This is a genomic window from Geodermatophilus sp. SYSU D00691, assembly GCF_054050275.1.
In genome coordinates, this window is record NZ_JBJGYZ010000003.1 from 100,058 (window position 1) to 118,467 (window position 18,410).

The 18,410-nt window shown below is 76.0% G+C and carries 21 protein-coding genes; 8 read left to right on the top strand and 13 right to left on the bottom strand.

Features of this window, described 5'->3' with window-relative positions; genetic code table 11:
* Window positions 1-27: 27 nt before the first annotated feature.
* The gene (locus ACI797_RS03160; RefSeq protein WP_456857064.1) at window positions 28-945 is read left to right on the top strand and encodes an MSMEG_6728 family protein; all 918 of its coding nucleotides are present in this window, start codon (window positions 28-30) and stop codon (window positions 943-945) included.
* On the opposite strand, the gene ACI797_RS03165 is transcribed toward ACI797_RS03160, so the two are convergent.
* From ACI797_RS03165 to ACI797_RS03175, 3 genes are read right to left on the bottom strand one after another with little or no spacing between them, the layout of a single operon-like run.
* The gene (locus ACI797_RS03165) at window positions 934-1,800 is read right to left on the bottom strand and encodes a phosphotransferase family protein (protein ID WP_456857065.1); all 867 of its coding nucleotides are present in this window, start codon (window positions 1,798-1,800) and stop codon (window positions 934-936) included. The genes ACI797_RS03160 and ACI797_RS03165 overlap by 12 nt on opposite strands.
* Entirely contained in the window at window positions 1,797-2,216 is a 420-nt protein-coding gene (locus tag ACI797_RS03170) for a PaaI family thioesterase (RefSeq protein WP_456541546.1), read from the bottom strand. Before ACI797_RS03170 ends, ACI797_RS03165 begins: the two co-directional genes overlap by 4 nt.
* On the bottom strand, window positions 2,213-2,569 hold the full coding sequence (locus ACI797_RS03175; protein ID WP_456857066.1) for a VOC family protein: 357 nt from the start codon (window positions 2,567-2,569) through the stop codon (window positions 2,213-2,215). The genes ACI797_RS03170 and ACI797_RS03175 overlap by 4 nt, the downstream gene beginning before the upstream one ends.
* Window positions 2,570-2,716: 147 nt before the next feature.
* Between ACI797_RS03175 and ACI797_RS03180 the strand changes: the two genes are divergently transcribed.
* Window positions 2,717-3,397: a YbaK/EbsC family protein gene (locus tag ACI797_RS03180; protein WP_456857067.1), complete on the top strand. Its 681-nt coding sequence runs from the start codon at window positions 2,717-2,719 to the stop codon at window positions 3,395-3,397.
* A gap of 3 nt (window positions 3,398-3,400) precedes the next feature.
* Here ACI797_RS03180 and mscL read toward each other — a convergent pair whose 3' ends face one another.
* From mscL to ACI797_RS03195, 3 genes are all read right to left on the bottom strand, one after another.
* Complete coding sequence (gene mscL, locus ACI797_RS03185; protein WP_456857068.1) at window positions 3,401-3,838, bottom strand: large conductance mechanosensitive channel protein MscL; 438 nt, start codon at window positions 3,836-3,838, stop codon at window positions 3,401-3,403.
* Between the two features lie 48 nt (window positions 3,839-3,886).
* Window positions 3,887-4,510 (bottom strand): Flp pilus assembly protein CpaB, encoded by a 624-nt coding sequence (gene cpaB, locus ACI797_RS03190; protein WP_456857069.1) that lies wholly within the window; start codon window positions 4,508-4,510, stop codon window positions 3,887-3,889.
* Window positions 4,511-4,621: 111 nt separating this feature from the next.
* Window positions 4,622-4,960, bottom strand: a complete 339-nt coding sequence (locus ACI797_RS03195) for an FmdB family zinc ribbon protein (RefSeq protein WP_456857070.1) — start codon at window positions 4,958-4,960, stop codon at window positions 4,622-4,624.
* Window positions 4,961-5,232: 272 nt separating this feature from the next.
* Between ACI797_RS03195 and ACI797_RS03200 the strand changes: the two genes are divergently transcribed.
* Complete coding sequence (locus tag ACI797_RS03200) at window positions 5,233-5,508, top strand: hypothetical protein (RefSeq protein ID WP_456857071.1); 276 nt, start codon at window positions 5,233-5,235, stop codon at window positions 5,506-5,508.
* Between the two features lie 404 nt (window positions 5,509-5,912).
* Here ACI797_RS03200 and ACI797_RS03205 read toward each other — a convergent pair whose 3' ends face one another.
* Together ACI797_RS03205 and ACI797_RS03210 are read right to left on the bottom strand one after the other, a co-directional pair.
* Window positions 5,913-6,893, bottom strand: a complete 981-nt coding sequence (locus ACI797_RS03205) for a helix-turn-helix transcriptional regulator (RefSeq protein ID WP_456857072.1) — start codon at window positions 6,891-6,893, stop codon at window positions 5,913-5,915.
* A gap of 35 nt (window positions 6,894-6,928) precedes the next feature.
* Complete coding sequence (locus ACI797_RS03210; RefSeq protein WP_456857073.1) at window positions 6,929-7,891, bottom strand: AraC family transcriptional regulator; 963 nt, start codon at window positions 7,889-7,891, stop codon at window positions 6,929-6,931.
* Window positions 7,892-8,089: 198 nt separating this feature from the next.
* Between ACI797_RS03210 and ACI797_RS03215 the strand changes: the two genes are divergently transcribed.
* Entirely contained in the window at window positions 8,090-9,121 is a 1,032-nt protein-coding gene (locus ACI797_RS03215) for a class I SAM-dependent methyltransferase (RefSeq protein WP_456857074.1), read from the top strand.
* A gap of 26 nt (window positions 9,122-9,147) precedes the next feature.
* Here ACI797_RS03215 and ACI797_RS03220 read toward each other — a convergent pair whose 3' ends face one another.
* On the bottom strand, window positions 9,148-9,333 hold the full coding sequence (locus ACI797_RS03220) for a hypothetical protein (protein ID WP_456857075.1): 186 nt from the start codon (window positions 9,331-9,333) through the stop codon (window positions 9,148-9,150).
* 321 nt (window positions 9,334-9,654) lie between these two features.
* Here ACI797_RS03220 and ACI797_RS03225 point away from each other — a divergent pair, with 321 nt between their 5' ends.
* Window positions 9,655-10,695 carry an AraC family transcriptional regulator gene (locus ACI797_RS03225; protein WP_456857076.1) on the top strand — a complete coding sequence of 347 codons (1,041 nt, stop codon included), beginning with the start codon at window positions 9,655-9,657 and terminating at the stop codon, window positions 10,693-10,695.
* 41 nt (window positions 10,696-10,736) lie between these two features.
* On the top strand, window positions 10,737-11,237 hold the full coding sequence (locus ACI797_RS03230; protein ID WP_456857077.1) for a MarR family winged helix-turn-helix transcriptional regulator: 501 nt from the start codon (window positions 10,737-10,739) through the stop codon (window positions 11,235-11,237).
* On the opposite strand, the gene ACI797_RS03235 is transcribed toward ACI797_RS03230, so the two are convergent.
* The 4 genes from ACI797_RS03235 to ACI797_RS03250 are packed head-to-tail and all read right to left on the bottom strand — an operon-like array spanning window position 11,234 to window position 16,010.
* Window positions 11,234-12,769 (bottom strand): carboxyl transferase domain-containing protein, encoded by a 1,536-nt coding sequence (locus ACI797_RS03235; protein ID WP_456857078.1) that lies wholly within the window; start codon window positions 12,767-12,769, stop codon window positions 11,234-11,236. The two genes, ACI797_RS03230 and ACI797_RS03235, sit on opposite strands and share 4 nt — an antisense overlap.
* Window positions 12,766-13,992: a CaiB/BaiF CoA transferase family protein gene (locus ACI797_RS03240; RefSeq protein WP_456857079.1), complete on the bottom strand. Its 1,227-nt coding sequence runs from the start codon at window positions 13,990-13,992 to the stop codon at window positions 12,766-12,768. The genes ACI797_RS03235 and ACI797_RS03240 overlap by 4 nt, the downstream gene beginning before the upstream one ends.
* Before the next feature lie 15 nt (window positions 13,993-14,007).
* Window positions 14,008-15,363: an SLC13 family permease gene (locus tag ACI797_RS03245; protein WP_456857080.1), complete on the bottom strand. Its 1,356-nt coding sequence runs from the start codon at window positions 15,361-15,363 to the stop codon at window positions 14,008-14,010.
* A gap of 53 nt (window positions 15,364-15,416) precedes the next feature.
* Complete coding sequence (locus ACI797_RS03250; RefSeq protein ID WP_456857081.1) at window positions 15,417-16,010, bottom strand: 5-formyltetrahydrofolate cyclo-ligase; 594 nt, start codon at window positions 16,008-16,010, stop codon at window positions 15,417-15,419.
* A 27-nt stretch (window positions 16,011-16,037) separates the two neighbouring features.
* On the opposite strand from ACI797_RS03250, the gene galU reads away from it, so the two are divergent.
* On the top strand, window positions 16,038-16,967 hold the full coding sequence (galU, locus tag ACI797_RS03255) for a UTP--glucose-1-phosphate uridylyltransferase GalU (protein WP_456857082.1): 930 nt from the start codon (window positions 16,038-16,040) through the stop codon (window positions 16,965-16,967).
* Between the two features lie 36 nt (window positions 16,968-17,003).
* A complete protein-coding gene (glp, locus tag ACI797_RS03260) occupies window positions 17,004-18,404 on the top strand; it encodes a molybdotransferase-like divisome protein Glp (RefSeq protein ID WP_456857174.1) in 1,401 nt (466 codons plus the stop codon).
* Window positions 18,405-18,410 lie beyond the last annotated feature (6 nt).

Below are 18,410 nucleotides of genomic sequence, written 5' to 3' on the forward strand. Positions count from 1 at the left end.
CCGGTCGCTCGGTCAGGATGGACCGCGATGCAGACCTTCCTGCCGGTGGCCGACTTCGAGGAGAGCGCCCGGCTGCTCGACTCGCCCCGGCTGGGCAAGCAGCGCGTCGAGACCCTGCAGGTGCTGCGCGCGCTGGAGCTGCCGGACTACGGCTGGGCCACCCACCCGGTGGTGAGGATGTGGCGCGGCCGCACGCCGGCCCTGGTCGCCTACGGCCTGGCGATGGTGCGGGTCTGGCGGGAGCGCGGCTTCGCCGACAGCACCCGGACGCTCATCACCGAGTTCGCGCCGGAGATCGCCGGCCGCCCCCAGGCGGAGCTGGCGGCCGAGGGCCTGCTGCCGTCCTGGGTGGGTGACGAGGCGCTGCACCTGTCGCACCGCTCGAACCTGCTGGCCAAGGAGCCGGAGTTCTACCGGCCGCGGTTCACCGAGCGGTTCGGTCCGGAGCCCGACGACCTGCCCTACGTCTGGCCCGAGGCCGACGACGTCCCGCCCGCGCCCGGGCCCGACGGCGTGCGGGTGTGGGTGGTGCGGCCGCGCTCGCACGCCGAGCTCGGCGCCTGCCTGGCCGCCGGCGTCGTCGGGCTGGGCACGCAGTCGGGGATCGACGTCGACGCGACCGGCCTGGCGCCGGCCGAGCTGCGCGCGCTGTCCAAGGAGCTGTCCGGCCGGCGGCCGGCCAAGGACCTGCGCCAGCTGTCCGCGTTCCTGGACGAGCTGCGCCCGGGCGACCCGGTCGGGCTGCCCGTCGAGGGCGGCGCCGGGCTGCTGGTGGGCGAGGTCGTGGGGAAGTACCTGTTCCAGGGGCGCGAGCTGCTGCCGCACCGGCGGCCGGCCCGCTGGGACCGCGTCGTCCCGCGGGCCGCCGCCCGCCCGCCGGCGACCCTGCAGGACCCGCGGGCGTTGTTCTCCGTCGTCCTCGACCCCGCGTCCCTACCGGGCTGACCGGCCGGCGAGCGCGGCCTCCAGGCCGTCGCGCGCGGGGGACCGCCCGTGCTCGGCGTCGATGACGACGCCCCAGACGGCGGCGTGCAGCCGGCGCAGCTCCAGCCACGGGGCGAGCGCGTCGTCCGACGGCGCCCCGGGGAAGGCGTCGAGCGCGGCCCGGCCGTCGAGCCGGCGGGTGCTGCGCAGGCAGGCGAGGTCCCACTCCGGCGGGCCGCCGCAGGTGTCCTCGAGGTCGGCCCACAGCCAGCCGGTCGGGGTGGCGAGCAGGTTCCCGGGGTGCGGGTCGCCGTGCAGCTGCCGGACGCCGCCGGCGAGCCGGGGCCGCAGCTCGGCCAGCCGGTCGGCGAGCCGGTCGAGCAGCGGCGCCGGCACCCGCCACCGGGCGCCGTGGGCGGCGAACGCGGCCAGGTCGTCGAGCGGGGTGTCCAGCGGCGGTGTCGCCGGCACGGGCAGCGCGGGCAGCACCTCGTGCAGCCGCGCGAGCGCCCCGCCCGCCTCCCGCGGGCCCGGCCGGTCGGGGAGCACCTCGACCCGTGTCCAGAAGGACAGCACCGAGCCGGCGTGCCGGTGCGGTCCGGGCGGGAGGACGTCGCTCGGCGGGACCACGGCCGCACCCGCCGCGGCGAGCGCGGTGGCGAGGGCGACCTCGCGGCCGAACGGCACGCCGACGTCCGGCCGCACCACCGCGGTCAGGGTCGCCACCCGCGCCACGACCGGCGCGGGGGCGAGGTCGACGACGACGTTGGCGCCGTCGTGCAGCACCCGCGCGGCGTCGGTGCGCAGACCGTGCGCGGCCGCGACCGCGCGGGCCGCCGACAGCGCCGCGGCGACCCGCGCGACCGGCGGCCTCACGCGCCGGGCAGCGGCACGTTCTGCAGGCGGACCTGGCCGCGGGCGACGAGCTTGCCGTCGTCCGCGCGGGTCAGGGTGACCAGCCACAGCTGCAGCGTGCGGCCCTGCTGGATCGGCTCGGCGCGGACGTCGACCCGGCCGGTGCTCATCGGCCGGAGGAAGTCGGTCTGGTTGTTCACCCCCACCGCGAACTGGCCGCGGTCGAGCACCGCCGCGCTCGCGCCGATGCTGGCCGCCGACTCGATGACCGTGCAGTAGACGCCGCCGTGCACCACACCCCACGGGGTGTGCTGGTCGGGGCCCAGGTCGACGAAGCCGGTCACCTCCGCGCCGGAGATGCCGGTGACCTCGAACCCCGACGCCGCGACGAACCGGCTCGCCGCGGAGAGGTCGACCGACGGCAGCTCGGCGCTCACGCGTCCCACACCAGGCAGAAGGGGTGCCCGACCGGGTCGGCGTAGACGCGGAAGTCGCCGCCGCCACCGGGGAGCCGGCGGGCACCGAGCGCCAGCAGCTTCGGCTCGGCCTCGTCGACGTCGCGCACGTAGACGTCGAGGTGGAACTGCTGCGGGCGCTCGGGATCGGGCCAGTCCGGCGGCTCCAGGTCCGGCGCCTCCTGGAAGGCCAGGCGGTGCCCCGCACCGGTGGCGACGACCCAGTCGTCGCCCGGCGAGCCCTTGATCTCCATCCCCAGCAGCGCGGCGTAGAAGGTGGCGAGCGCGTACGGGTCCGGTGTGTCGATGACGACGGAGTGCAACTGGCCGATCATGCGCCCATCCTCACGCCCACCAGCCGGTTCGCGACAGCCGGATCCCGGACCCGTGGCGCAGCGATCCGGCCACCCCGGCCGACGGCCGCCCGTGCCGGTGCCGCACGATCGCAGCATGTCCCGCGCTCCGCGACCCTCGCCCGCCCCGTGACCGCGCCGACGCTGGGCACGCTGACCTGGTACCCGGCCGCCGCGCGGACCGACCTGCTCGGGCAGCCGGTGGCCGCCGCGCTGGCGCAGGTGGGCGGCCCGGTCTGGGTGGCCGCGATCGACGACGCGCTGGCCGACACCGCCGCCTTCACCGACGCCTACGGGGTGCCGCCCGAGGCCTCGGCGAACTGCGTCGTCGTGGCGGCTCGGCGGGCGGGCGTGACCACGCTGGCCGCCTGCGTCGTGCTCGCGACGACCCGCGCCGACGTCAACGGTCTGGTGCGCCGGCACCTGGACGCGCGCAAGGCCTCGTTCGCGCCGCAGGACGTCGCCGTCGCCGAGAGCGGGATGGCCTACGGCGGCATCACACCGATCGGGCTGCCGGCGAGCTGGCCCGTGCTGGTCGACGCGGCCGTCGCCGCCGCCGAGCTGGTGGTGGTCGGCTCCGGGACCCGCGGCAGCAAGCTCGCCATCCCGGGCGCCGTGCTCGCCCGGCTGCCGACCGCCCAGGTGCTCGACGGCCTGGGGCAGCCGCTCGCGCCGCCGCCCCCGGCGCCGCCCCGGCCGGAGCGCGCGCCCGACGACAGCGACGTCGGCTGGGGCGAGCGGCCGCACGACCCCGGCGACGACGACCGCCGCTACCTGGAGGACCGCCCCCCGCACTGGGGCAGCGACTAGCCCTTACAGCCGACCGGGCAGCGTGGTGGTGCCGGCGCCGGCCGGGTCGAGGCCGGGCTCCAGGCCCTGCTGGGCGCGCAGCAGGTCGCGGATCTCCACGAGCAGCTCCACCTCGGTGGGCGCGACCGGGCCCGGCTCGTCGCCGCGCTGCCGCCGCTCGATGATCCGCTTCATCGGCACCACGACGACGAAGTAGACGATCGCGGCGGTCAGCACGAACGTGATCACCTGGCTGATGAACGCGCCGTAGGTGAACGTCTGCCCGTTGACGGTGAAGGTGCCGCCGAACTGGCCGCCGCCGCCGACCAGCGCGATCAGCGGGGTCAGGAACGAGTCGGCGAACGCGGTGACGACGGCGGTGAAGGCGGCACCGATGACGACCGCGACCGCCAGGTCGACGACGTTGCCGCGGAGCAGGAAGTCCTTGAAGCCTCGAAGCACCCGGGTATCCACGCACAGCCACTCCGGACACGCCAAGCCGGCGGCGCGTCACGGGGGCGGCAGGCTGACGGTCAGCGTCGCCGTCGTGGCCACCGCGGCCAGGCGGGCTGCCGTCGCCGCGTCCACGGCGAGCACCAGCAGCCCGGCGTCCTCGTCCGCCTCCGGGGCGGGGGCCGGAGCCGCGAGCACGAGCGCGGCCGCCGCGACGACCTCGGCCGTCGCGGCGTCGGGTGCGGTGGCCAGGACGTCGACGCGGTCGCCGGTGCGGACGAGGCCGGCCACCGCGAGGTCGGCGAGCCGCACCGGTGCCGCGACCTGGCCGGCGGGCAGCCCGGCGGTGAGCCCCGGACCGACGAGCCGCACGTCGGTCAGCGGTTCACCGGCCCGCACCCCGCCGGCCAGCCGCCGGCCGGCGAGCTCCCGCGGGTCGGCCACCGCGCCGCGGGGCACGGCCCCGGCCGGCAGCCGGGCGACCGCCAGGTCGGCGCTGCGGAGCACGGCACCCGGCGGCAGGTCGGCCGCGGCCACGACCACGGACGCCGGCCGTAGGCCGTCGGCCGCCGCCGGCGGAGGTGGACGGAGGGCGAGGACCAGCGCGGTCGCCGCCAGCAGCGCCGCGACCAGGCGGCGCAGCGCGACGACGGGGGATCGGGGACGGCGGAGACGCAGCACCCCCGCAGCGTTCCTCGCGGGCGGGTGCCGACCGGCGTCCGCCGCCGGGTTGTGGACCGGGCCCGCGGCTGTGGACAGCGCGCGGGCCCGGGAGGGAGGTCTGCGGCAGCCTCAGCCGGCGGCGGCCTTCGCCGTGCCGCCCGAGGAGGAGCTGGATGACGAGGACGAGTCCTTCGAGGACGACGAGTCCTTCGACGACGACGACGAGGAGGACGAGCCGCCGTCCGACGACGAGCTGCTCGACGAGGAGGAGCCGTTGCTGCTGCCGGCGCGGCTGTCGGTGCGGTAGAAGCCGGAGCCCTTGAACACCACGCCCACCGAGCCGTAGACCTTGCGCACCGTGCTGCCGCAGACCGGGCACTGCTGCGCCGGCTCGTCGGTGAACGACTGCACGAGCTCGAAATCGTGCTTGCCGTCGGGGTTGGTGCAGACGTACTGGTACGTGGGCACGGCGGTTGCGCTCCTCGTCGGGTGAGCCGGATTGGCACTCGTCCCTGTCGACTGCTAATCATGCGCCGTCTCGCGCACCGCGTCCACACACCGGCGGTGAGTGTCACGTTCGGGGTTCGACGAGCGGGGTGCTCGATCAGCGCCCGGGCCCGGGCCATCGTTCGTCTCGACAGGAGGTGCGACGGGCGCTGCTTCGCCTGCGGGCGAAACGGTGGGCGCTGCTGTTCGCCTGCGGTCTAGCCGGCGTGCGGACCGCCGGTCACGCTCGCGCCGTGACGGTGTCGCCGACGCAGTCGCCGCCGATGGAGCGGCGCGTGGCCGCCCTGCGCGCCTCGGTGGCGGCGATCCGGGAGGCCGCCGCGACCACCGAACTGGTGGCGTTGAGCTACGACGACGTCGCGGCCGCCGCGGACGTCGCCGCCACGACCGACCCGCCAGGACCGCACCTGGAGCGGGCGGCGTGGGCGCGCGCCCGGGCCGACGTCGAACGCCGCCTGGCGCTGCGGATGTGGGCACGGGCCGACGCGCTCGAGGCAGCCGCGCGCTGACCGGCAGGTCCCGGGCAGGCGAACCAACGCCCCCACGGTGCGCAGCCGTGTGCCCGCGCGTTCGGCGGAGCGCGCGTCCGGCGCGTTCGCTGGTCCCGGGTGGCCGCGCGCGGATCGGTCTCTCGAACAGGCGGGACGCCGCTGAGCGCAGGCGGTGTGCCCCCGCGCGCGGCGCCCATCAGCAGGGAGCGAGGGCACCGGTGGGCGCCATGGCCGACAGCTGGGGGCACGCGCAGCGCGCGGGGCCGAGGGACCGGTCCCAGACGGCGATGCGTCGCGCCGCGGCCGAACGGGCCCGGCGCTCCGCAGTCAAGCTCGGCGCCGAGGCCGACGCCTGCCAGCAGCGGGCGGAGGCGCTGCGCCGGCAGTTCGAGGTCCGTCGGCTGCGGGGCGCACCGAGTGGGTCAGGTGCGCAGGGTGCGGCTGGGCAGCACGCCGTAGGCGGCGCGGTAGCGCTCGGTGAACCGGCTGGGGGTGAAGCCCCAGCGGGCGGCGACGGCGGTCACGGTGAGCCCGTCGCCGGGGGTGGCGTCGCGTAGCTGCCGGTGCGCCTGGGCCAGCCGCACCTGGCGCAGGTAGGCGGTCGGGGTGGTGTTCAGATGCCGGCGGAACGCCAGCTGCACCGCGCGCGGGGTGACGCAGGCGGCCCGGGCGATGTCGGCGACGGAGAGATCGAGGTCGGGATTGGCCTCGATGTAGGCCACGGCTCGGCGCAGCGTGCCGGGGTGGGCGTCGACGCGGTCCCTGGCGACGGGCGGTGGCGCGAGGGTGTTCGGGAAGATCGTTAGCACGGTCGCGGCCAGTAGCCGCGCAGCCGGCCCGACCAGCAGCGGTGCGGTGACGGCCGCCGGCTCGACGAGCAGGTCGTCGACGAACCGGCTGGTCGCCCACCACCGTGCAGTGCCCCCGGCCGTCGGTCGCCGGGACAGCAGCTCCCACGACCGGCCAGCCGGCCCGGACGCGCCCCCGGCCACCTCGGTCAGCACGCCCGCCGGCAGCACGACGGTGTGCATGCGCAGGTCATGGGACCGGGCGACGAGATGCGCGTGAGGGTGGTTGCCGATGCACACGTCCCCGGATCGGTAGCGGTCCGTGACCTTGCCGCTGTCCTGGCCCAACCGGCCGGCGAGCACCATGTTGATCAGCAACTCGTCCTGACCGCTGACCTGGAAGACGAGATCGGCGGCCATACGGACGTCCGTGACGCTGAACGCGCCCGTGTCTACCCGGTCGACAGTCACCAGCGGCTCGCCGTCGCCGAGTCCGTCCAGCCGCAGCCTGCCGCCGAAGGCTTGATCAAGGAAGTCCCGCACCTCCAGCGGGTCGGACATGGCGAAGTGACTGCGCCGCGGCGCTGGGACGGGCGGGGCGGTCTCCGTGGTCACGACCCTCTCCTCGGGGGGGCGCGGCGGTGGTGGGGTCAGGTGCGCAGGGTGCGGCTGGGCGGCACGCCGTAGGCCGCCCGGTAGGCGGCGGCGAACCGATCGGGCCTGGCAAACCCCCACCGGCCTGCGATCGCCGCGACGGTGTCCCCGGCGGTCGGGTCGGCGGCCTGCAGCTCCCGGTACGCGCCCTCCATCCGCACCCGACGCACGTAGCCCATCGGGCTCAGCCCCAGGTGGCGGGCAAAGGCCAGCTGCAGCGCCCGCGGGCCCACACCGGCGGCCCGGGCGATGTCGGACACGGTGATCGGTAACGAGGCGTGCGCGTCGATGAAGGCCACCGCCCGCCGCACCACCGCCGGCGCCACCGCGCCGGTGCCGGGCAGGTAGCCCGACGTCAATGTGGTGTTCGGGAACGCCGCCAGCGCGGCCGCCGCCACCAGCTCGGCCAGCTGCGCGGCGACCAGCGGCTCGGCCAGCCCGCTGCCGGGGTCGGCCATCTGCTGGTGCACGAACCGCATCAGCCCCAGCCAGGTCCGGCGCATCGGTTCGGACACCGGGCTCATCCCGTCGAACCGCACATCGGTCCCGGGCACGCCCAGCCGTTCCTCGGCCACCCGCTCGATCACCGCCAGCGGCAGCCGCACGATGCCCACGTCCACGTCGTCCCACTCGTTCGTGAACGGCACGCCGGTCGGGCACCGCAACACCACGCCCGGTCGCGTGGTGACCTCCTCCCGGCCCGCCACGTACCGGCACCCACCGCTCACCGGACTGGCCACCACCAGCTCGCTCAGCGGAGTCACCGCGCAGCGCATGCCCGCGGTGAACCGCAGCCGGTCCGCGCCCACGTCGCCGGCCGTCGCCGACCGGATCTCACAGGTGAACGACCCGCGGACGCCGGAGAACGCGAGCGGGCGCTCCGGGTGGTAGAGCTCGGTGAGCACGGCCTGGGCGACATCCGGCTCCCGGATGGACAACTCGACGACCTCGACCGGCACGACGCGCCTCCGGTGTGCGCGTTCGAGGGGCCGTGGCTGAGCCGCCGCCGGCAGCGCCGGCCCCGCCGACGGTAGCCGCCGACACCCGCTGTGCGAAGCCCCTCGCCCAGCAGCGCAGTCGGTGCCAGGGCGCGCTCGTCAGCCGTCCGCGCGGTCGAGGTGCGCTACCGTCGCGCTCTCTGGCCGAGGGGGTGCCCGATGGCGAGGATGCCCGACCCGGCGGTGCTGGCCGAGGTGCTGCGCAGCGGGAACCTCCGCGCGCGGCTGCGCGCCGCGCGAGCGGGTCTGACCGCGGTCCGGGTGCAGCAGATCGCCGCCGCGCTCGACCTGGGCCTGCTCGACGCGCTCGGCGAGGGCCTGGCCGGCACCGAGCAGCTGGCCGCCCGCCTCGATGTGGTCGACCACGACCTGCTGGCCGCCTACCTCCGCGTGCTCGCTGCCGCGGGGCTGATCGCCGGACAGGACCCGTGGCGGCTCACCCGGTTCGGCCGCGCGGTCGTCGACGACGACGTGGTGCGCGCGTCGTACGAGGGCTTCGGCGGTTACCACACCGAGCTCTACCGAGGTCTGCCGGTGCTGCTGCGCGGTGGCCCGGGGCGGCGCGACACCGCGGAGCACGGCGAGGTGATCGCCCGGATCTCCACCGCGATGTACCCGCTGATCCGCCACCAGCTGGTCCGCACGGTCACCGAGCGCCGGCCGCGCCGGGTGCTCGACATCGGGTGCGGTGCCGGCCTGTACCTGGCGGCGGTCCTCGAGGCGGCCCCGGACGCCACCGGCGTCGGCGTGGACGTCGACCCCGACGCCGCGGCACTGGCCCGGCGCACGCTGGGCGAGCGAGGTCTGGCCGACCGGGCCGGCGTCGAGGTGGTCGACATCCGCAAGGCGCTCGCCGCCGGTCGCCCGGGCGCCCTCACCGACGGCATCGACCTGGTCCTGCTCGCCAACGTCATCTACTACGTGCCGGTCGACGAGCGGGCGGGGCTGCTGCGCGCGGTCGCCCGCCTGCTCGCACCCGGCGGTGCCCTCGTGGTCGTCACCACCGTGGCGGGGCCGCAGCTGTTCAGCCGGCACCTGGACCTGCTGCTGCGGGCGCAGGAGGAGCGCACGGAGCTGCCGGCCGTCGACGTGCTGCTCGGTCAGCTGCGCGAGGCGGGCCTGCAGCCGCACCCACCGGAGCGGATCGGCCCTCCCGCCGCCGCGCTCTACGCCGTGACGGCGAGCCGCTGACGGCGTCGGTCACCCGGCCGGTCGCATCACGGCTCGCGGCGCCGCGCGACCAGCCGCAGCTCGGCCGGGGTCAAGCTGCAGCCACTGGTGCAGTCGAACTCGACGGGGACCTCGCCGGCCGGTCCGGCGCCGTCCCCGGTGTCGGGCGCCCAGCCCACGGCGGCGGTCCCGCCGCACCGGGGACAGGGCTCCCACGTGACGCGATCGCTCATGGCTCCTCCTCGAGTGGTGGCGACCGGGCCCGGCCCCGGTGGTCCCGGGCCCGTGTCGACCACCCACCCGTGCCGGTCCGAACGGACCGCGGTGCCCGCGGGGCGCCTGGGATCGGCTGCGTCTCCCGGCCGGGGTGGGGCCGAGCGGGCGGGGCGTGGTCACCTCGGGTCGGGCCTTTCCGCTGCCAGCCTCCCCGCGCCGCCCCGCTCCGGGTGTACCGCTGAGGACGAATTCCCGTCCCGCTGAGGCCACCGGCGTCGACGCCCCTCGGGCGGCCGGATCCGGCTAGCCTCTCCCGCAGCCCGCCCCGAGGTGCCCTCATGCGTCCGCTCTCGCGCTCCGCCGTCCTGCACGGGTACGCGCAGCTGGCGACGTCCACCGGACTGGACGTCGACGCCCTGCTGGCCCGCGCGGGGCTGGAGCCCGCCGATCTGGCCTCGCCCGACCGGTGGGTGAGTGCCGCGGCCGTCGCCCGGCTGCTGGACGCGTCGGCGGTGGCGGCTGGGCGGGAGGACTTCGGTCTGCAGCTCGCGCAGTGGCGACGGCTCTCGACGGTCGGGCCGCTGAGCATCGTGCTGCGCGAGGAGCCGGACCTGCGCAGTGCCCTCGAGCTGCTGATGCGCTACGAGCACACCTACAGCGAGGCCGTCCGGATCCGGCTGTCCGAGGCGGACGGCGTGGGCACGGTGCAGGTCTGGTTCGAGCTCGGCGAACCGGTGCCCGTGCGCCAGGTGCTCGACCTGGCCGTGGCGGCGCTGCTCGACGGTCTCCGCTGGCTGCGCGGTGAGGAGTGGCAGCCGCTGGCCGTCTGCTTCGTGCACCCGACCCCCGCCGACCCGACCGAGCACCGGCGGCTGCTCGGCCCCGCCGTGCGCTTCGGGCAGCGGTTCGACGGCCTCGTCGTCCACTCCGCCGACCTGGACGCCCCGAACGCGCTGGCGGACCCGGCCGACCCGGGCCTGCGCACCTACACCCGCCAGTTCCTGCTCACCCTGCCGCCCCCGGCTGCCCACGACCCGGGCGACCGGGTCCGCGAGCTGGTCACCGCCCTGCTCCCGCTGCACCGCTGCTCGATGTCCCAGGTCGCCCGCGGCCTCGGCATGAGCAAGCGCACCCTGCACCGCCACCTCGCCGCCCAGGGGGACAGCTTCGCCGCCATCGTCGACGACGTCCGGGCCGGTCTCGCCGAGCGCTACCTCGACGACCCGCGGTACGCCGTCGCCGACATCGCCGACCAGCTGGGCTTCGCCGCCCCGAGCGCCTTCTCCCGCTGGTGCCGCCGGCGGTTCGGGGTGAGCCCGACCGCGTGGCGTGCGGCGGTCGACCCCGGGGCGGCGTCGTCCGCGCAGCTCGCCGGATGACGGTGATCACCGCGGGCGGGCAGCCCGGTACCGTTCCCGCCGTGACGCAGCGGTGGCTCGACGACGAGCAGCAGCGCACGTGGCGGGCCTGGCTGACCGTCTCGGAGCTGCTGCCGCGGGTGCTCGACGCGCAGCTCCAGCGCGACGCCGGGCTGACCCACGCCGCCTATGTCGTGCTGGCCATGCTCTCCGAGGCGCCCGGCCGCAGCCGCCGGATGAGCGACCTCGCGCGCCGCGCCAACCAGTCGCAGAGCCGGCTCTCGCACACCGTCGCCCGGCTGGAGGAGCGCGGCTGGGTGCGCCGCGAGCGGTCGGCCGAGGACGGCCGCGGCAACGTCGCCGTCCTCACCGAGAGCGGCTGGGACGTCGTCCGCAGCGTCGCGCCGGGGCACGTCGACGCCGTCCGCACGGCGTTCTTCGACCCCCTGACACCGGACCAGACCAAGGCCCTGCGCGAGGTGCTCGACACCGTGCTGGAGCGGCTCGACCCCGACCACAGCCTGCGCGTCGAGCACGGCGCCGAGCTGACGGAGCGCGGTTAGCCGCTGCGGCCCAGGTGGCGGTAGCGGTGCAGCCGGCGGCGGAAGCGCTCGGTGTCGTCGCGGCCGAGCAGCCCGGCGAGCTCCTCGCCGAGGACCCGGCCGAGCCGGCCGCAGAACTCGCCCGGCTCGTCGGCGGCGTCGGGGCGCTCGGGCACGACCCGGTCGACGATGCCGGCCCGCCACAGGTCGGTGGCCCGCACCCCCTGCCGGGCGGCCATCACGTCGGCGTGGTCGACGTCGCGGTGCACGATCGCCGAGGCGCCCTCCGGCGGCAGCGGGCCCAGCCAGCCGTTCGCCGCGGCCAGCACCCGGTCGGCCGGCACCAGGGCCAGCGCGCCGCCGCCGGTGCCCTGCCCGAGCAGCACCGCGATCGTCGGCGCCCGCAGCATCACCAGGTCCTCCAGGCAGCGGGCGATCTCCCCGGCCAGCCCGCCCTCCTCGGCCTCCCTCGACAGCGCCGCACCCGGGGTGTCGATCAGGGTGACCAGCGGCAGCCGCAGCTCCGCGGCCAGGTGCATGCCGCGGCGGGCCTCGCGCAGCGCCGCCGGGCCCAGCGGGGCCGACAGCGACTGGCCGCGCCGGTCCTGGCCGAGCACCACGCACGGCGCCCCGCCGAAGCGGGCCAGCGCCAGCAGCAGCCCGGGGTCCTTCTCCCCGGCGCCGGTGCCGGACAGGCCGACCACGTCGGTGGCCGCGGTGCGCAGCAGCCGCCGCACCCCGGGCCGGTCGGGACGCCGGGAGGCGGTCACCACCTGCCAGGCGGTGCGGTGGTCCTCGGGATCGTCGGCGTCGGTGCCGTCGGCCGGCCGCGGCCGCTCGGCGCCGCGGACGTCGAGGTGCCAGGTCTGCCGCGCGGCCAGCACCCGCAGCGCCCGGTCGGCGACGTCGGCGATCTCCTCGTGCGGCACGACCGCGTCGAGCAGCCCCCGGGCGGCCAGGTGCTCGGCGGTCTGCACCCCGGCGGGGAACGGCTCGCCGTACAGCGCGGCGTACACGCGCGGGCCCAGGAAACCGATGGAGGCGCCCGGCTCGCCGATGGTCACGTGCCCCAGCGACCCCCACGAGGCCAGCACCCCGCCGAAGGTGGGGTCGCGCAGGTAGACCAGGTAGGGCAGCCCGGCCCGCTTGTGCCGGGCGATCGCGGCGGTGATGCCGATCATCTGCAGGAACGCGACCGTGCCCTCCTGCATCCGGGTGCCGCCCGACACCGGCGCGGCCAGCAGCGGCAGCCCCTCCTCGGTGGCGCGCTCCACCCCGCGGATCAGCCGCTCGGCGGCGTCCACCCCGATCGAGCCGGCCAGGAACCCGAACTCCCCGGCGATCACCGCGACCCGCCGCCCGCGCAGCGTGCCCTCGCCGGTGACCACCGCCTCGTCCTGCCGCGTCCTCTCCGCCGCGGCGGCCAGCTCCGCGGCGTAGTCCGGGTCGACGTCGCGCCGCTGGACCGGCGCGTCCCACGACTTCCACGAGCCGGGGTCGAGCACCAGGTCGCGCAGCGTGCGGGCGTCGAGCCGCTTGGGGCGCTCGCTCATGTGGCGTGCCCGTCCTCCACGTCGTCCTCGTCCGGCTGCGGCACCCCGTCGGTGAGCCACCGGCGCACCGCCTCGTTCGACGAGCCCAGCACCGGCGGCGGCAGGTGGTCGCGCCGGGTGGTCTCGGTCTCGCCGTCCGGACCCGGGGCGAAGAAGCGCAGGGGAGGCCCGGGGATCGTGAGCGCGCCCAGGGTCTCGTGCTCCACGTCGACGAGCAGGCCCTGCGACTGCGTCTGGTCCCAGCCGTAGACGTCGTCGATCGTGCGCACCTTGCCGGCGGGGATGCCCACCTTGTTCAGCCGCTCCAGCAGCTCCTCGGCGGGGATGGTCGCGAACGCGCCCTCCAGGAGGGCGATGACCTGGGGCCGGTTCACCACGCGCTCGCCGTTGGTGGCCATGCCCGGCGCCTCGGGGTCGAAGCCGAACTCGGCGCACAGCCGCCGCCACAGCGACTCGTTGGCGCAGGCCACCTGCACGCTGCCGTCCTGGCAGTGGAACAGCCCGTAGGGCGCGATCGACGGGTGGTGGTTGCCCTGCGCGCGGCCGACCTGGCCGGCCACCGTCCACGCCGTCCCGTGGAAGGCGTGCACGCCGACGATCGCCGCCAGCAGCGAGGTGCGCACCACCTGGCCGCGGCCGGTCCGCTCCCGCTCCAGCAGCGCGGCGAGCACGCCGTAGGCGCCGTACATGCCGGCCAGGAGGTCGCCGATCGGCACGCCCACGCGCTGCGGGTCGTCGGGGGAGGGGCCGGTCACCGACATCAGCCCGCCCTCGCCCTGGGCGATCTGGTCGTAGCCGGCCCGCCCGCCCTCCGGCCCGTCGTGACCGAACCCGCTGATGGCCAGGGTGACCAGCCGCGGGTTGAGCTCGGCGAGCACGTCGGTGCCGAAGCCCAGGCGGGCCAGGGTGCCGGGGCGGAAGTTCTCCAGCAGCACGTCGGCGCGGCGCAGCAGCTCGGTGAGCACCGCCTTGTCGCCGTCGTCCTTGAGGTCGAGGGTGATCGACTCCTTGTTGCGGTTCGCCGCCAGGAAGTACGTCGACTCCCGGTCCCCCGAGTCCGGCTGCACGAAGGGCGGCCCCCACCCGCGGGTGTCGTCGCCCGCGCCCGGGCTCTCCACCTTGATCACCCGGGCCCCCAGGTCGCCGAGCATCATCGCGGCGTGCGGGCCGGCCAGGGCGCGGGTGAGGTCGACGACGAGGACGCCGTCGAGCGGTCCGGACACAGGGACTCCGATCGTCTAGAACCAGCTGGGGACCACGACGAACACCAGCCAGGCCAGGAACGGTCCGGCCGCGACGACGACCCCGGCGTAGGCCAGCAGTTGCTTGTAGAAGCGGTCCTTGTCGACGTCCTGCGCGTTGGCCAGGACCAGCGCGCCGTTCGTCGAGAACGGACTGACGTCGACGATGGTCGAGGACACCGACAGGGCGACCACCACCCCCACGGCGCCGATGCTGCCCTCCTGCAGGAACGGCACCGCGAGTGCGATGGCGACACCGATGATCGCGGTCGACGACGCGAAGGCCGACACCACCCCTCCGATGTAGCAGAGGAGGAGGGCGATGAGCAGCGGGGCGCCCAGGCCGATGACGGCCTCGCCGATGTAGTCGATCGTGCCGGCCTCCTGCAGCACGAACACGTAGGTCAGCACGCCGGCGATGAGCAGCACGGTGGACCAGCTGATCTGGCTGACCGCGCCCTTCTGCCGCGCCGCGGCGAACATCGCCAGGATCGTGGCCACGGTGATCGAGACGAAGCCGATGTCCAGGTCGAACACCAGGGCCAGGACGGCGACGGCGGCCAGGCCGATGAGGGTGAGCACCTGGTCGAGCGTGACCGGCTGGGCGCGCACGACGTCGCCGTCCTCGTCCTGATCGCCCCGGTCGCCACCGCCGACGGCCGGGCCGGGCTCGGCGCCGTGCCCGCGCACCGTCGTGGTCTCCGCCTCCTCGGCCGCCGGGGCCGCCGGGGCGACCGCCACCTTGCGGCCAAGCAGCCGGCGGCCGCCGAACACGAGGAAGAGCACGACCGCGATCGCCAGGTTGAAGAAGAGGCTGCCGAGGAACACGGCGACCGACGAGTCCGGGAGCCCCTCGGCCTCGACGATCTCGTTCACGGTGACGCCGTAGACGCTGATCGGCGAGAAGCCGCCGCCCTGCGCGCCGTGGATCACCATCATGCCCATGAGCAGCGGGTTGATCCCGTGGCGGGCGGCGAAGGTGAGCGCGATCGGGGCGATGATCGCCACCGCGGCGGGGGAGAGCGCGCCGATCGCGGTGAGCAGCGCGGTGACGAAGAACATGATCCACGGGATCGCCGCCACGTGGCCGCCGACCAGGCGCACCGCACCCCGCACCAGCAGGTCGACGGTGCCGTTGTTCTGCGCGATCGCGAACAGGTAGGTGACCCCGATCAGCGTCACCACCAGCTCGGCGGGGAAGCCGGCGAGGATGTCCTCGGTCGTCAGCCCCACCGACAGGGTGCCGACGAGGAACGCCGCCACGAACGCCAGGGCCCCCATGTTGATCGGCAGGAAGGAGGCGATCGCGAAGATCACGACCAGCGCGAGGATGGTGACGATCTCCGGGGACACGGTCCCTCCCGCGACGTCGAGGTGGGGTCGGCGATCACCTTTCCAGCGAGGCCTCAGGGCTGCCGGGTGAGCTCCTGCCAGCCCCCGGCGGGCGTGACGACGGCGGTCACCCGCCGGTCGTGCTCCTCGGCGGGCAGCGCGTCGGTGAACTCGTCGTCGAAGACGACCGCGACCAGGACGGCGTCGGGGCGGGCGTGCACCAGCGCCCGGTCGTAGTAGCCGCCCCCGCGGCCCAGCCGCACGCCCCGGCGGTCGACGGCCAGCGCCGGGACGACGACGACGTCGGCGGCGCCGATCGCGGTGGATCCGAGCCGGGGCCCGAGCGGCTCGAGCAGCCCGTACCGCCCCGGCGCCAGCCGGCCGGTGTCCACCGCCCAGGTCAGCTCGCCGCCCTCCGGCGGCACGACCGGCAGCAGCACCCGCGCCCCGAGCTGGGTGTACGCGGCGGGCAGCCGGCCGTGGCCGGGCTCCGTCTCGTCGGGGGCGAAGGCGGCCAGGGTGCGGGTGCCGGCCAGCCGGCGCAGCAGCGCCGAGGTGACCGCAGCGGCGGCCGCGGCCCGCTCCGGCGCCGGTCGGGTGCGGCGGCGGGAGAGGAATCGTTCGCGCAGCGCCGCCTTGGCCGCGACCGGGTCGTGCGGGGAAGTCACCGCCGAAGCCTAGTTAGGCTCCCCTGCATGCCGACCTCGAGCTCCCGCCCGACCCGCAAGGCGGTCATCCCCGTGGCGGGGCTGGGTACCCGCTTCCTGCCGGCCACCAAGGCGGTCCCCAAGGAGCTGCTCCCGGTGGTCGACCGCCCGGCGCTGCAGTACATCGTCGAGGAGGCGGCGCGGGCCGGGCTCGGCGAGGTGCTCATGGTCACCGGCCGCAACAAGTCGGCGATCGAGGACTTCTTCGACCGGGTCCCCGAGCTGGAGACCGCGCTGGAGAAGAAGGGCGACGAGCAGCGGCTCGGCGCCGTCCACGCGTCGACCGACGTCGCCCAGGTGCACTTCGTCCGCCAGGGCGAGGCGCGCGGCCTGGGCCACGCGGTGCTGCAGGGCGCGGCCTTCGTCGGGCACGAGCCGTTCGCGGTCCTGCTCGGCGACGACCTCATCGACGCCCGCGACCACCTGCTCGAGCAGATGCTCGCCGTCCAGGTTGAGCACGGCGGTTCGGTCATCGCCCTGCTCGACGTGGGCCGCGAGAACATCGACAAGTACGGCGCGGTGGCGGTCGAGCCCAGCGGGCACTCCTCCGACGGCGACGAGGTGGTGCGGATCACCGGGCTGGTCGAGAAGCCGCCGGTCGACGAGGCGCCGAGCAGCCTGGCCATCATCGGCCGCTACGTGCTCGCCCCGGAGATCTTCGACGTGCTGCGGGAGACGCCGCCCGGCCGCGGGGGCGAGATCCAGCTCACCGACGCCCTGGCCACGCTGGTCGAGCGCGGTGAGCCGGTGCACGGCGTGGTCTTCAGCGGGCGGCGGTACGACACCGGTGACCGGCTGGACTACCTCAAGGCCGTCATCCGGCTGGCCTCCGAGCGCGACGACCTGGGTCCGCCGCTGCGCGCCTGGCTCGCCGAGTTCGTGGCCGAGCTGCCGGCCGATGGCGCGTCGCCGGCCTGAGCGCGGGCGACAGGAGGCACCATCGGGTCCGTGGGCATGACGGAGAACGGCACGAGCGGGGGGCCCGGAGCGCAGCGGGAGACGTCGCAGATGGACCTGCGGCGGGGGACCGTGGTGCGCGAGCCCCTCGCGCGGCACGCCCGGGCCGCCCGCGACACCACCCAGATCGGGCTGGACCGCCTGCCGTCGCCGCCCGCCCCGGCCACCCCGCAGGTGCGCACGGTGGAGCGGCACCTCGAGGAGATCCTCTCCGCGGCCCCGCAGGTCGACCCGATCGAGCTCGCGGTGCTGGACGCGCAGGGGCTGCTCTGCGCCGAGGACGTCGTCAGCAAGCGCGCGCTGCCCGCCTTCGACCAGGCTGCCCTCGACGGCTACGCCGTCCGCGCCCAGGACGTCGCGCACGCGACCCTCGAGGCGCCGGTCCAGCTGGCCGTGGTCGGGGTGAGCACCGCCGGCAGCCCCACGCAGTCGTCCATCGGCCCCGGTCTGGCGCAGATGGTCGCCGCGGGCGCGATGCTGCCCGCCGGGGCCGACGTCGTCGTCCCGGCGGTCTGGACCGACCAGGGGGAGGTGCGCGTCGCCGTCCACGCCGCACCCCCGGCCGGCAGCTACGTCCGGCAGGTGGGGGACGACGTCGCGCTCGGCGACTCCGCCGTGCAGGTCGGCACCCCGATCGGCCCGGCGCAGATCAGCCTGCTCGCCGCGGTCGGCCGCGACCGCGTGCACGTGCGCCCGCGGCCGCGGATCACCGTGCTCTCGGCCGGCACCGAGCTCGTCGACGTGGGCGCCGACCCCGGCCCGGGGCAGGCCGTCGACGTCAACTCCTACGCCCTGGCCGCGGCCGCCCGCGACGCCGGCGCGGAGGCCTACCGCGGCGGCATCCTGCCCACCGACCGCGAGCGGCTGACCGAGCGGCTGGAGAGCGCGCTGCTGCGCAGCGACCTGGTGCTGGTCTCGGGCACCTTCTCGAGCGACGGCTTCGACACCGTGCCCCAGGTGCTCGCCGAGCTCGGGCCGACCGCCTTCACGCCGGTCGCGATGCACCCCGGGCCGGTGCAGGGCTTCGGCCGGCTGGGCCGCGACTCGGTGCCGGTGATCTGCGTGCCGGGCGACCCGGTGTCGGCGCTGGTGTCGTTCGAGGTGTTCGTCCGCCCGGCGATCCGCCTCATGCTCGGCAAGCGCCAGCTCTTCCGCCGCACGGTGCAAGCCATCTCGGCCCAGCAGCTGGTCTCGCCGCTGGGCTACCGCCAGTACCTGCACGGCACGGTCATGCGGCACCCCGACGGCGGCTACGTCGTCGAGCCGGTCGGCGACGGCAGCGAGGCGCAGCTGGCCCGCATGGCCCGCGCCAACTGCCTGATCGTCGTCGACGAGGACGTGACCGAGGTGGCCCCCGGCGGGCTGGTCACCGTCATGCCGCTGCTGCTCGGCGGCTGACCGCCG